Genomic DNA, 13,628 nt, shown 5'->3' on the forward strand with positions numbered 1-13,628 from the left:
GCTTTTTTGTTTATTGCAGTATTTTGGCTTGTGCTATTAGCACATTAGCAAGAACGTAAGCGGACCGAGTATGAATGAACAACTCAATGCCACACTGATGTCGTGGGTACAATTTTTTAATGATCCTTTATGGGATTTTCTGGTTATTTTCTTGCTGGCTGTCGGTATTTTTTATACGGTCTTAACAGGGGCAGTGCAGATCCGCATGTTCTTGCAAAGTATCCGTGTCATGAAAAGCAGCCGTACAGAAGGCGAAGATGAGCATGGACTTACACCTTTTCAAGCGTTTGTAACGGGTCTTGCGAGCCGTGTTGGGGTGGGTAACATTGCAGGTGTGGCAATTGCGATCGCAATTGGTGGTCCTGGTGCTGTGTTCTGGATGTGGGTAACTGCTGTACTTGGTATGAGTTCTGCTTTTATTGAGTCTACACTTGCTCAGCTTTTTAAAGTTAGAGATAGCAAGTCTAAACAGTTCCGCGGTGGACCAGCTTACTACATTACCCAAGGTTTACGCAGTAAAACCTTTGGTGTGGTTTTCGCACTAGCACTTATCTTTACGTATGGTTTCGTATTCAACTCAGTCCAAATTAATGCAATTGCTAATGCTTCTTCGCATGCTTGGGGTTGGGATAAAGCCAATCTTATTGCTCATTTAGGTGGGGTTGATCTTGAAATTTCATGGGTTGGCCTTGCGCTTGTCGTTATGGTTGCATTGGCAATTTTTGGTGGTATTAAACGTATCGCTAAATTTGCGGAGATGTTTGTACCTTTAAAAGCGGGGCTTTATCTAGCCGTTGCTCTCTATATTGCAATTAGTAACTATGCAATTTTGCCGGATATTTTAAAGCTGATTGTGACTGAAGCTTTCCAATTCAATGCTGCGGCAGGTGGTTTCTTTGGTGCTGCTGTATCTATGGCAATGATGCAAGGTATTAAGCGTGGTTTGTTCTCAAACGAAGCAGGTATGGGTTCTGCGCCAAACGCAGCTGCTGCATCTGATGTAAAACATCCTGTAAACCAAGGTTTAGTACAAATGCTTGGTGTATTCGTAGATACGTTCATTGTATGTACAAGTACCGCAATCATCATCTTAGTTTCTGGCGTTTACCAAGACGCAGGTTTTGTTGGTGTTGAATTAACACAACGTGCCTTAGAAACTCAAGTTGGGCATTGGGGATCTGATTTCCTAGCTGTTCTATTATTCTTATTCTGTTATTCAGCTGTATTAGGTAACTATGCCTATGCAGAAGGTAATGTACAGTTTATTAATAACAACCCGAAAGTCATGTTCATCTTCCGTATTTTCGTATTGGTGATGGTGTATTTCGGTGCAATCGGTAGTGTTCCACTCGTTTGGTCAATGGCTGACTTGTTTATGGGTATCATGGCAACCATTAACTTGATTGCAATTTTACTATTAACGCCAATGGCACGTACTTTGTTAAAAGATTATCGAGAGCAATTGAAACGAGGCATTAAAGAGCCTGAGTTTAAAATTGACAAGTATCCGGAATTGAAGAAAAAAGTTGATTCAGATATCTGGTAATTTTCAAAAGGCCTCTTATACATAAGGGGCCTTTTTCATGTAGGTGATGAATAAAATACTTGAGTCTAAATTTTAAACATGACAAATTAAATAAATTCACTACAGCTTTTCACGAAAGTAGCAACTAAAATTGCAATCCGAACTTAAACCTCATAGTGCGAAGATGGGCCATGAAACAGCTTAAATTGTGGGTTCTCGGACTCTCTATGGTGTTGGCAGGATGCCAGACCACCACACACTTGTCTGCTGCTCTAAAACCGCAAACGACAGAAGCTTATGCTCGTCCTGTCGATCAACCTTTTGCAAGAATTAAAAAAATGCAAAAACGTCCTGTTGTTGCGCTTGTATTGGGTAGCGGTGGGGCACGAGGTTATGCTCATATAGGGGTGATTGAAGTTTTAGAACAACATGGTATTCGCCCGGATTTTATTGTAGGTACGAGTGCGGGTAGTATTGTTGGGGCAATTTATGCGAGTGGTAAAACACCTGCTGAACTGCGTGATACTGCTTTAAAAATGAAAGCTGGCGATGTCCGTGATATTAGTATCGGTTTAAAAGGCTTTTTTGATGGCAAAAAAGTAGAGAACTACGTTAACCAGCAAGTAAATAATATGCCACTCGAAAAAATGAAGATTCCAATGTATGTGGTGGCAACTGAACTGAAGCATGGCACTAAGACCGTATTTAACTACGGCAATACTGGGCAAGCCGTGAGAGCCTCTGCTTCGATTCCGAGTATGTTTGTGCCGACTAAAATTGGTAAATCTGAATATGTTGATGGCGGCTTGGTGAGTCCTGTGCCAGTTGAAGTGGCTCGTGATTTAGGTGCTGATGTCATTATTGCAGTTGATATTCTAGCTCAACCTATTTACACAGAAACTTCGAATGTCTGGGGACTGTTTAATCAGAATATTAATATCATGCAAGGGCGTTTGGCAGCAGAAGAATTGCAATATGCAGATGTTGTTATTCAGCCAGATTTAAGAGAAAAAGCACATATTTTTGATGTCAAAGGCCGTGAAGCTACTATGAAATCTGGTATAGATGCAGCTAATGCCAAGCTTTCTGATATTCAGTTTGCTATTGATGAAAAAATAGCTGAACAAAATATGTCTACGGAAGGCTTGAGTGCTCAAAGCCAATAAATAAAGGTTAATATTCTGAAAATTAAATAAAAAGCCCACAAAGGGCTTTTTTTATGGAAGTTTAAATCTTCAATTTTTGGAATAAAATTTTTTGTATATTAGAGATATGTTGGATATGCTGAAAACTCTAATGGTCAATATGAAATATTGTTGCCGTTTTTAAAAAATAATTGATTTGTAGTGTATTGAGGCTGACTGGATAAATGATACAGCAACAGGTTAAAAATGGCTTTCCAACATTAGACGATGTTCATGCTGCCGCAGAGCGTTTGGAAGGTTTAGTTGTAAAAACTCCCTTTGTTTTCTCAGAAACCATTTCTAAAACCTTAGGGGCTGAGATGTGGTTGAAATTTGAAAACTTACAATTTACAGCTTCATTTAAAGAGCGGGGGGCTCTAAATAAACTGTTGTGTTTATCTGAGCAAGAAAAGCAACATGGTGTTATTGCAGCTTCGGCAGGCAACCACGCCCAAGGTGTAGCCTACCACGCTCAGCGGACAGGTGTGACCGCGACCATTGTGATGCCGAAATCGACACCAAACGTTAAGGTACAACGAGTACGTGAGTATGGTGCACGCGTTATTTTGCATGGGCAGGACTTTTCGGAAGCTGCTGCTGAAATGCACCGTGTTGCACAAGAAGAATCTTTAACGATTATCCACCCATTTGATGATGCTGAAATTATTGCAGGTCAGGGAACCATTGCGCTAGAAATGCTTGCAGCTGTGCCTGATCTAGATATTCTAGTTGTGCCAATTGGTGGTGGTGGTTTAATTTCTGGTATTGCAATTGCTGCTAAAGCGATCAATCCAAAAATTAAAATTATTGGGGTGCAATCAGTTGTATACCCAAGTATGGCAAAACTACTTTGTAATTATCAACATGCCGTTTCAATGGGCTCTACAGTTGCTGAAGGTATTGCGGTAAAAACTCCAGGTGAGCTTACGACCCAAGTTGCTAAAGAATATGTTGATGACATTGTTGTTGTCACTGAAGACATGATTGAAGAGGCTATTGCACTATTACTTAATATTGAAAAAACAGTATGTGAAGGAGCAGGGGCAACAGGTATTGCTGCAATTATGTCGCGCCCTGATCTGTTTTTAGGTCATAAATTAGGTGTGGTTCTGTCAGGTGGAAATATTGATACACGTGTTATGGTCTCTGTATTACAACGCCATTTAACTCGTACAGGCCGTATGGTTCGTATTCGTGTTGAATTACCTGATAATCCAGGTGCCTTAGCTCGTTTAACAGCCATTATTGCTGAGCAGGGCGGTAATATTTATGAGCTGCGTCATGAACGCTTTGCGGCAACAAGCCGTGCCAAAGAAAGCGCTGTGAGCGTTGATGTCGAATTAAAAAGTGCCTCGGACCTAGATTTGCTCATTCAAGCAATGCAATTAGAAGGCTATATTGTTCGTAAAGAAGAGATTTAATCTCTGATATCACTGTGTTATAAAAGCTGTATATGGCTCTATCAAGAGTCATATACAAGGTAATTTAAATGGATTAAATTGCCAAAAAAGGGATTTATTTACAAAAAAACGATCAAATCCTTCAATGGAATAGGAAAAACTGACAATTCTCTAAACTTTACCCTTCACAATTTTAAGGTTTAGGTTTTAGTATTCCTTTCATTGTAAATTTGAAGAAATATAGGGATATCCACGCTCAATGTTCAAATCATTTTTTCCATCACCAAGGTATTTCTTTATATCTGCGGTCATTTGGATCGCGCTCAATATGGTGCTCTGGTACTCAGGTGGAAACACATGGGGAACTTTTATCGGCTTTGCTAAGGGCTACCATGATGCTCAACTACCATTAGGTGTGAGCCGTTTTTGGTCTCCCACTTTCTTATGGTTTTATGTTTGGTTTTTAGTCTCTACTGCGCTTTTTGCTGGTTTCTGGAGGACTATATCGAATAATCCTTGGCAACGTTGGTCTGTGTGGGGCTCGGCGTTTATTTTATTTAATATCTGGTTTAGCGTTCAGGTTAGTGTAGCTGTTAATGCATGGTATGGGCCTTTTTATAATCTCATTCAAAGTATGTTAGATCACGGTGGTGGTGATATTAATAAACTTTATATGGGAACAGTTACATTTCTTTTAATTGCGATGGTCGGTGTGACTTTAGCTGTTATTAATGCTTTTTTTGCTAGTCATTATGTATTCCGCTGGCGTACAGCAATGAATGAATATTACACAGAGCATTGGGAAAAGCTTCGTCATATCGAGGGGGCTTCACAGCGTGTTCAAGAAGATACCATGCGTTTCGCCTCTGTTTTAGAAGACCTCGGAGTAAATTTTGTTAAGGCTATAATGGTTTTAATTGCCTTTTTACCTATTCTTTTTGAACTTTCTAAACAAGTTAGAGTACTGCCTATTGTAGGTGAAATTGATCATTCATTGGTCTGGGCTGCAATTGTATGGGCTGTTTTTGGTACTGTTCTATTAATGGTGGTTGGTATTAAATTACCTGGTTTACAGTTTAATAATCAAAAAGTAGAAGCTGCCTATCGTAAAGAACTTGTCTATGGTGAGGATCATGAGGAGCGTGCACAGCCAAAAACATTAAGAGAATTGTTCTCAAGTGTTAGGCTGAATTATTTCCGTTTATATCTGCATTACTCTTATTTTAATTTAGTTAGTATTTGGTATATCCAATTAGATATTTTATATAGTCTAGTTGTTTTATTCCCTTCTATTGCCGCAGGTAAAATGACATTGGGTTTAATTACGCAAATAGGTAATGTTTTTGATAAAGTCCGTGAATCATTCCAATATTTAATTAGTTCATGGAAAACGATTATTGAACTGCTTTCAATTTATAAGCGTTTAAGAATATTTGAGAAAATTTTAGATTAAAAAGTAATCATATCTCTGAAAGATGCCTTGGTTCAAGCCATGGCATCTTTAGAATATTAAGTATTTAGTAGAATAAAAGATTTGGTAAGTTTCTTCGTTTATAATTTTGATTTATATAAAAATATATTTTTGAAAATATTATATTTTCGCGGTATAAAACTTGCTTCTATATTGGTTTTAGTTTTGCCATTCGCTTAATTAATAAAAAATAATCACTTTAAGCTATTGTTTTAGATCATTAAATATTTAAATATGAGGTTAAGTCTTTGAAATCTATTTTACTTAAAAGTGCTCTTACGATTGCACTTATGACTTCTGCTAATTTGGTACGTGCGGAATTAGTAACAAATTCTCAAATCAAAAAAATATCAGGTATAGATCAACAATATATTGATTCCTCTATTAATGAAAAGAACGATTTTTATTCACATGTAAATGGTATTTGGTTAAAAAATACTGAAATCCCAGCTGATAAAGCAAGTTGGGGAGCTTTTAATCAGCTCCGTGAGTTATCAATCAGCCAAGTACATGGAATTGTAGAAGAGCTCTCTGGTCAAAAGTGGGTGGATGGTAGTTTAGAGCAAAAAGTAGCTACTCTATATGCTAGCTTTATGGATGAAAAAAGTATTGAGAAGCAAGGTATTAGTCCTCTAAAAAATAAGATAAATCAAATTGATAAATTGAAAAATAAGAATCAAATTGCAATTTTAATGGCACATTTTGCTCGTATTGATGTCAATAGCCCAATCCGTCTAAGCATTGAACAGGATATGAAACAATCTACTGAAATGGTGGCTGGTTTGGAGCAAAGTGGTTTGGGTCTACCTGACCGTGATTATTATTTGAAAGATGATAAAAAATTTATTGAAACTCGTGCACAGTATTTAAAGTATATTGAAAAAACTTTAACACTTGCTGGAGACTCGCAAGCAGCACAACATGCTCAGGAAATTTTAAAACTTGAAACTCAGTTGGCAAAAATACAGTGGAGCAACGTTCAAAACCGCGATCTTGCAAAACGCTACAATAAATATAAACCCGCAGATTTGTATAAATTGACCCCTGCATTTGATTGGCAAGGTTATCTAACTGCAACTGAATTAAAAGGAAAAATTGATACTATTCAGGTAAATCAGCCAGACTACTTTCAGGGCTTAAATACAATTATTCAAGATACACCCTTAGATATATGGAAAGCTTATTTTAAATTGCATTTGATAAATAATTTTTCTCCATTATTAAATAGCGTTTTTGTAGATAATAAATTTGATTTTTATAACAAGACACTTCGAGATATTACTGAACAAGAAACACGTTGGAAGCGGGGTGTACAGCTTGTTGATAAGATTCTGGGAGATGGTATTGGCAAACTGTATGTTGAAAAATACTTTCCTGCTGAGAAAAAACAACAGATGGAATTATTGGTTCAAAATCTGATTCGTGCTTATGACCAAAGCATTACAGAATTGGACTGGATGAGTCCTGCGACGAAAATACAAGCTCGTAAAAAGCTTTCTCACATGTCAATAAAGATCGGGTATCCAAAAAAGTGGCGTGATTATTCTGGTCTGCACATCGCTAAAAATGATTTAGTTGGAAATATAATTCGTGCAAGTGAGTTTAGATACCAATATGAACTTAATAAATTGGGTAAGCCGATTGATCGTGATGAATGGTATATGAAACCACAAACGGTGAACGCTTATTACAATCCATCATTGAATGAAATTGTATTTCCAGCAGCGATATTACAACCACCTTTTTTTAATATAAACGCAGATGATGCAGTGAACTATGGTGGTATAGGTGCTGTGATTGGCCATGAAATTAGTCATGGCTTTGATGATCAGGGTAGTCAGTTTGATGAATTGGGCAATATGAGAAACTGGTGGAATGCTAAAGATCATCAGCATTTTAAAGCTAAAACACAAGCGTTGATTGAACAATATAACCGTTATGAACCGATTGCTGGTTATCATGTTAATGGTGAATTAACATTAGGTGAAAACATTGCAGATAACTCTGGGTTAGCAATTGCCTATAAGGCTTACCAAATTGCACTAGGCGGTAAGCCAGCTCCTGTAATTGATGGACAGACTGGGGAGCAACGTTTTTATATGGGATGGGCTCAAGTTTGGCGTGCGAAAACCCGCGAAGCTCAAGCGATTATCTATTTAAAAACAGATCCTCACTCTCCTGATAAAGTACGTGGCAATGGAGCTTTAATGAATCAAAAACCATTTTATGAGGCTTTTAAAATAAACGAAGATGATCAGATGTATTTACCACCAGAGAAGCGGGTAACTATTTGGTGATTAAGAAAACCCGCGAAAGCGGGTTTTCTTATTAAGTATTGGATTAGTGCGTTGCATTATAAAAATTAAGGATAGGGCCAACTAAAGACTGCTGCGATTTATCTAAGGTGATTTGAATTTCTTTATAGTTAAAAGTGTCTTCATCATCATATTTGGCAATACCATGCGTTTTATTGTTCACTTGTGGAATTTGATAACTAAAAAAAGCCACTTTCTTAGAAGGGTGAACAATATTGATGAGTTTTTTAGGGTCTTTATAGCCACCGAATTCATTTTCAAGACTTTCTTTTAATAACTCTGGGAAATAGAGCGTTGCATTTGGTAGTCCGCAGCCAACACAAAATGAAGAATCATAGAGTTCTATTGCTTGTTTTTGATCTGTACTCATTATTAGAGCAAAACCAGTCCCATTAGCGCCTGCATTTGCTTGCACATCTTGCCAATTTCTTGGAATGAGCACCAAACCTGTTTCAGGTAATGCAAGAAGCTTGAGTTGTTTTGCATGTTGAGCATCGAGTTTAAAATTAAAATGGCAGCTTTTAGGTGTACAGGTTTCAAAGTCTTTAAGTAAACCATTCTCTGTTGGGCTTTGTGCTGTAACACCATAAAACGGGACTGTAACGCCGTTTAAAAACTTTGCCTCTCCTAGAGAATAGAACTGATTATCTGCTTTGCGGGTCGCAGCAGAGCTATAAAATTTGGGGAAATGGGGTGTAAAGCTTTTTACTTCTGCATAAGCAGGTGAAGTTAGACTGGTAAATGCAGTAAATAATAAAAAATTCAGTTTTTTCATTTTTAGAAAGTAATCAATTTAAATCTTATATAAATCTAACATATTCTTTTAAACTAGACGGTAACTCAAAATTTTAAACTGTTTTTAGCTTAATAAGAAAAACAGACTTATAGAGATATGAAATAATGAAAAATATACTTTCAATCTGCTGTTTAGCGGTAATGAGTTCTTATAGTTTTGCTCAAGACATCAAAGGTATTTCATTTTCATACCAAGAGTGGGAAGTTTCTTGCAGTAATACGGGAACATGTAAGGCTGCAGGGTATCAAAATGAAGAAAATGGTGATAACCCAGCTTCAATTTTATTAACACGTAAAGCAGGCCCAAAACAACCTGTGCAAATTGAATTTGCTTTGTCAGACTATGAACAAAGCATACCTGAAAACCAGCTTAAAAATATCCATTTTTATATAAATGGTAAAGACTTAGGCGCTGTGACTGTAGATGGTACTGAGTTACCACTTATGGGTAAACTCAACAGCTTGCAAGTCAATGCTGTACTACAGCAATCCAAACAGAAGAACGAAATTGTATTTAAAAATGCTCAACATCAATGGAAAATTTCCGATGCAGGAATGACCGCTGTGCTATTAAAAATGGATGATTTTCAGAAGCGAATTGGGACTGTTGGTGCTTTGGTTAAAAAGGGCAGTGCCAATGAAACTAAAGTACTTATGCCTGAGCCAAAACTACTTGTTAAACGCATTAAAACTACAGTCAAACCTTATTTAACGCTACAACCGAAAAGCAAGCAGTACCAAGTAATACACCGTAGCTTGATGGCAGCTAATCCGAATCCTAAAGAAGACTTTTGTGAAGGAATTTATGGCGGTAATAGTGATGGAGCTGAACCACAAAAAATTGAGCTATATAAACTAACCAATAAGAAAGTTTTGGCGACTACGCTGTGTTGGAGAGGGGCTTATAACGAAGGGTATGGGGCATGGGTACTCGATCAGTCTTTGGCTGGTAAGGCAACATTTGTGTCTGATTCCGCTTCAGATTTTGATAGCGGTATTATCAGTAGTGCTCAAAAGGGAAGAGGCATTGGAGACTGCTGGGCAAGTGAAGAATGGGTGTGGGATGGTAAGAGTTTTGTACATACTAAGGATATGTGGACGGGTATGTGTAAAGGCTTGGCAGCAGGTGGGGTGTGGGAACTTGATCGAATAGAGTCTGTGGTGAAATAGGTATTTTGCGGTTACAGAGTCATAACAGGTAACTTTAGTGACTCTGTGATAAAAAGAACAGATTGTTTATTGGAGCCAGACCTATGTCACATCATCTTTACGCTATTGTTCGCCGTAAGTTTTCACACCTGAGCCGTTCAATATGTGTGGCTGCTGCTGTATTGGGGACTACTCAAATTACGATGGCTGGTCCAACAGTTGATCAGCTCAGTGACTGTCTGGTTAAGGCTACAACGGCTTCAGACAAAACTACTGTACTTCAATGGACATTTACAGCTTTAGCGGCTCATCCCGATTTAAAAGCATTTAGTAATGTAACGCCTGAGCAAAAAGATCAGCTAGACCAAAAACTGGCTCAGGTTTTACAACGTGTGATTGTGGAGCAATGTTCTGCTCAGACCAAAGCTGTAATTCAAGCAGAAGGTGTGAAGGCTGTTGGGGAGGCATTTCAACAGTTAGGTCAAAGTGCGGGTGAAGATATTGTTAAGGACCCAGCTGTTAAACAGCAGTTACAAGGTACATTGCGTTATATCGATTTAAATAAATTAGTGACGACGTTTTTAACACCAGAAATTTGGAATAAATTAGGGATTACAAGATAAAAATCTAGTTTTCTATTTTAGTAATAAAGCCTGCTATCTAAGAGCAGGCTTTATTGTATTTGGGATAAAGAGATCTCTTTAGATCGTAATTGTAGCCCCTAAAACTTTCACAAATTGAGCTAACCAAGCTGGATGTGCAGGCCAAGCTGGGGCAGTCACCAAATGACCATCTGTAACTGCTTCAGTCACAGCAATGTCTGCATATTGCCCACCTGCCAATTTTACTTCGGCAGCACATGCTGGATAAGCTGAGCAGAGGCGGCCTTGTAATATATCTGCCGCTGCGAGTAATTGAGCGCCATGGCATACGGCTGCTATTGGTTTTTTCACTCGATCAAACTCACGCACAATTTCGATAACACGATCATTCATGCGCAAATACTCTGGTGCACGACCACCCGGAATAACTAAACCTACATAGTCTTCGGTATTAACGGCATCAAAATCATAGTTAATCGCAAAGTTGTGGCCACGTTTTTCGCTATAAGTTTGTTCGCCTTCAAAATCATGAATAGCTGTCGCAATATGGTCACCATTCTTTTTATTTGGGCAAACAGCATGCACGGTATAACCTAAACCAATTAAAAACTGAAAAGGAACCATAGTTTCATAGTCTTCGGCATAGTCACCGACTAACATTAAAATCTTTTTAGACATGATTTATCTCTCTTTTTAAAATATAAGTGATTTCAATTTTTAATTTAAATTAGCATAATCACTGAGTAATTCTTTAGAAAAAAGCACATTCTTTAGTCGAAGGGTGTTTCATAAGAATGTAAAAAAGCCCCGATAAATCGAGGCTTTTTCTTGAGTTGACTAATGAAATTAATCAATTAATTTTGTCCAAAACCGTGATTCAGAGGTAGGAGTTAAGACGGTTGGAGATGCTTTTTAGCAAGGTCAAAGCATGGTTGAAGGTATTGTTAAAGACCCAGCAGTTAAACAACCGTTGCAAGGTACATTGCATTATATTGATTTAAATAAATTGGTGATGTTGTTTTTGACGCCTGAGATTTTGAATAAGTTGGGTGTGGTGAGAGATAGGTAGCTATCTTAATTAATTTTAAAATATGTTTCACCATTAGATAGTGAAACACATAGAGCTCGTATATTAAAGAAAACTATTTATATTGTGTAATTATTAAAATGAGTACTATATTTTATTATAATTTTTTTCTATATGTTCTGCTACTTCTTCGAGTGAGAATCCGAATCGTTGACATGATATTGTAATATCTTTGACTTTTAATTTTACAAAGTTTTCATGTGCTAAGAATTCATAATCAGATATAAATTTTCCATTTATAAAGTCAATAAGATCATTTTCATGAAAACTTGAATTTTTCCATAAACTATACTTGTTTGAGTTTATGGTGACTAGGCCTTTATCTAATAAGTTGTTTAAAATATAAGAGTTTATACATCTATAGTTGTTGTAGATATATCCATTGAACATTCTATTTGATAGGATAATTGCATAATGAAAATTTGCTTTATATAATGAGAATCCTATTTTTTTAGATAAACTTTGTCTAGTAGATTTATTTTTTATCATTTTTTCTAAATTATTTAACTGATTTGAAGCTTTTTGTATGTGTGAAAAGCTATTTCTTAGTTCAAACTCATTAACTGGGTGATATGAATTTTTACATTCAAAAATAAAAACATTGTTTCCTTTTTTTGCAATAATATCTATTTCATAAGCTCCTAACTTAACTTCAGTAGCAATGGAAAATCCTAAATTTATTAATTTTTTTTCTAAGCTTTGTATCATTTTGTCTCCATTAGAACTAATAGATAGGTTGTTGTTTATTTTTATTAATATGCTTCTAATAAGATTGGACTTTGCTAATATTGTTGGCGATATAATGAAATCATTACCTAAAGACAGAATTGGATTGTATTGAATGTCAAAATGGTCGTTAAGTTTATAGAAATCAGTTGATATAATATCTTTAACTAGTTCTAAATAGTTTTTATTATTACTATTTAGTGTTTTTTGTAGTAAATCATCCAAGAAAGCTATGCTAGAAATAGGTATTATTGATGCTAATTTTATTTTATTTTTATTGAATTTTATTTTATTTTTTTTGAGATATATTCTATATATTTTGCTTATAAATTTAAAAATTCTTTGTATTTTTATAATGTCTAATATAGTGAAATTTTTATAAATAGGTTTATTTATGTAATTTGCGGAAATAAAATTATCAATAAAGAAGAAGTTTAGTAGAGATTTTTCTTCAAGATAAATGAAATCCGTTGTAAATAGTTTTAGTAAAATAGGGGTAGTAATTATTTTAGGGCAAACTCTAGGGAAAGGGAGTAGTCTAATTTCGGCAAATAAATTGATGTTTGATTCATTTAAAATTTTGTTAACTGTTTCCTCAAATGTCTCATTTTTTTGATTAATTTTTATTGTTTCGTGATGGATAGCATAGCGTTGTTGATCATATTGGATATAAGACATTGATATATTTTTTTCAAAAGATTCATTTGTTAATTTATAATTTTTATTATTTACTTTTTCCAAAAAATATTCAAAAAAATCAATTTTTATTTCAATTTTTTTGAAGCTCACTATAATTTTTGAAAGACTGATTAAGGTTGTATAATCTTTGTCATTAATAATATTTATTAAACTCGCATTAATTCCATTGGTATGTTGATTGTTCTTGATCTCTATAATTAAAAATGAAATACATTCTAAAATTAATTCAGGTTCTTTATTGTTCTCATATTCGTAAAAAATATCATCCGATTTTGCAAAAAAATATTTAATTAAATTTCTTTCAGATAGGATGAACTCTTTTATTTGATTAAAACAGTTTTTTGCTTTTTTTGAGGTCAGAAATAAATTTTGAATGCTTATTAAATATTGGGAAAATTTTTTAAAATTAGTGTGATTTATGGTTTCTTGGAAGAACATTGATATTACTTTGATGTCGAAATTATATTTTGATGGCCTAAAGAAACCAACTTTTTGGATGGATCTTATCACTAAATCTGGATTAGTTTTATCTAAAAATATTTTGTAAGTATCCATATTTGTTTGATTAATATGATTATTTTTATTTATTTGTTTGATAAGTGTCTTGAAATATTTTTCAATTTCGTCTTGCTTAAGCATAAAAAAACCCCACATTAAGTGAGGTCTTTATATCAT

10 protein-coding genes and 1 pseudogene are annotated in these 13,628 nt (G+C 35.4%); 8 read left to right on the forward strand and 3 right to left on the reverse strand.

What is annotated here, in order from left to right:
* The first annotated feature begins 70 nt into the window (after nucleotides 1-70).
* From JGE69_RS14720 to JGE69_RS14740, 5 genes are all read left to right on the forward strand, one after another.
* On the forward strand, nucleotides 71-1,546 hold the full coding sequence (locus JGE69_RS14720; protein WP_005064394.1) for an alanine/glycine:cation symporter family protein: 1,476 nt from the start codon (nucleotides 71-73) through the stop codon (nucleotides 1,544-1,546).
* 170 nt (nucleotides 1,547-1,716) lie between these two features.
* Entirely contained in the window at nucleotides 1,717-2,691 is a 975-nt protein-coding gene (locus JGE69_RS14725) for a patatin-like phospholipase family protein (RefSeq protein ID WP_005804673.1), read from the forward strand.
* Between the two features lie 203 nt (nucleotides 2,692-2,894).
* Entirely contained in the window at nucleotides 2,895-4,130 is a 1,236-nt protein-coding gene (locus tag JGE69_RS14730) for a threonine ammonia-lyase (protein WP_005064397.1), read from the forward strand.
* Between the two features lie 238 nt (nucleotides 4,131-4,368).
* Nucleotides 4,369-5,562, forward strand: a complete 1,194-nt coding sequence (sbmA, locus tag JGE69_RS14735; protein WP_017400233.1) for a peptide antibiotic transporter SbmA — start codon at nucleotides 4,369-4,371, stop codon at nucleotides 5,560-5,562.
* A 266-nt stretch (nucleotides 5,563-5,828) separates the two neighbouring features.
* Nucleotides 5,829-7,877 (forward strand): M13 family metallopeptidase, encoded by a 2,049-nt coding sequence (locus JGE69_RS14740; protein ID WP_199113915.1) that lies wholly within the window; start codon nucleotides 5,829-5,831, stop codon nucleotides 7,875-7,877.
* Between the two features lie 43 nt (nucleotides 7,878-7,920).
* Here JGE69_RS14740 and JGE69_RS14745 read toward each other — a convergent pair whose 3' ends face one another.
* The gene (locus JGE69_RS14745) at nucleotides 7,921-8,670 is read right to left on the reverse strand and encodes a DUF4850 domain-containing protein (RefSeq protein ID WP_199113917.1); all 750 of its coding nucleotides are present in this window, start codon (nucleotides 8,668-8,670) and stop codon (nucleotides 7,921-7,923) included.
* A 125-nt stretch (nucleotides 8,671-8,795) separates the two neighbouring features.
* Here JGE69_RS14745 and JGE69_RS14750 point away from each other — a divergent pair, with 125 nt between their 5' ends.
* Nucleotides 8,796-9,860, forward strand: coding sequence for a DUF1176 domain-containing protein (locus JGE69_RS14750; RefSeq protein WP_199113919.1), 1,065 nt, complete (start codon nucleotides 8,796-8,798; stop codon nucleotides 9,858-9,860).
* An 83-nt stretch (nucleotides 9,861-9,943) separates the two neighbouring features.
* A complete protein-coding gene (locus JGE69_RS14755) occupies nucleotides 9,944-10,462 on the forward strand; it encodes a hypothetical protein (RefSeq protein ID WP_069030725.1) in 519 nt (172 codons plus the stop codon).
* Nucleotides 10,463-10,540: 78 nt separating this feature from the next.
* Here JGE69_RS14755 and JGE69_RS14760 read toward each other — a convergent pair whose 3' ends face one another.
* On the reverse strand, nucleotides 10,541-11,119 hold the full coding sequence (locus JGE69_RS14760; protein WP_199113921.1) for a DJ-1/PfpI family protein: 579 nt from the start codon (nucleotides 11,117-11,119) through the stop codon (nucleotides 10,541-10,543).
* Between the two features lie 208 nt (nucleotides 11,120-11,327).
* On the opposite strand from JGE69_RS14760, the pseudogene JGE69_RS14765 reads away from it, so the two are divergent.
* Nucleotides 11,328-11,510, forward strand: a pseudogene (locus tag JGE69_RS14765) (hypothetical protein); the annotation flags it as partial.
* 105 nt (nucleotides 11,511-11,615) lie between these two features.
* On the opposite strand, the gene JGE69_RS14770 reads toward JGE69_RS14765, so the two are convergent.
* A complete protein-coding gene (locus JGE69_RS14770; RefSeq protein WP_199113923.1) occupies nucleotides 11,616-13,592 on the reverse strand; it encodes a hypothetical protein in 1,977 nt (658 codons plus the stop codon).
* Nucleotides 13,593-13,628: the final 36 nt, after the last annotated feature.

Origin of the sequence: Acinetobacter sp. C13, assembly GCF_016809775.1 — a bacterium.
In the GTDB taxonomy this organism is placed as follows: Bacteria; Pseudomonadota; Gammaproteobacteria; order Pseudomonadales; family Moraxellaceae; genus Acinetobacter; species Acinetobacter pittii.

Coding starts and splice junctions, on each gene's coding strand:
- JGE69_RS14755 (WP_069030725.1), top strand. CDS start 9,944: ATGTCACATCATCTTTACGCTATTGTTCGCCGTAAGTTTTCACACCTG.
- JGE69_RS14770 (WP_199113923.1), bottom strand. CDS start 13,592: ATGCTTAAGCAAGACGAAATTGAAAAATATTTCAAGACACTTATCAAA.
- JGE69_RS14725 (WP_005804673.1), top strand. CDS start 1,717: ATGAAACAGCTTAAATTGTGGGTTCTCGGACTCTCTATGGTGTTGGCA.
- JGE69_RS14745 (WP_199113917.1), bottom strand. CDS start 8,670: ATGAAAAAACTGAATTTTTTATTATTTACTGCATTTACCAGTCTAACT.
- JGE69_RS14760 (WP_199113921.1), bottom strand. CDS start 11,119: ATGTCTAAAAAGATTTTAATGTTAGTCGGTGACTATGCCGAAGACTAT.
- sbmA (WP_017400233.1), top strand. CDS start 4,369: ATGTTCAAATCATTTTTTCCATCACCAAGGTATTTCTTTATATCTGCG.
- JGE69_RS14730 (WP_005064397.1), top strand. CDS start 2,895: ATGATACAGCAACAGGTTAAAAATGGCTTTCCAACATTAGACGATGTT.
- JGE69_RS14720 (WP_005064394.1), top strand. CDS start 71: ATGAATGAACAACTCAATGCCACACTGATGTCGTGGGTACAATTTTTT.
- JGE69_RS14750 (WP_199113919.1), top strand. CDS start 8,796: ATGAAAAATATACTTTCAATCTGCTGTTTAGCGGTAATGAGTTCTTAT.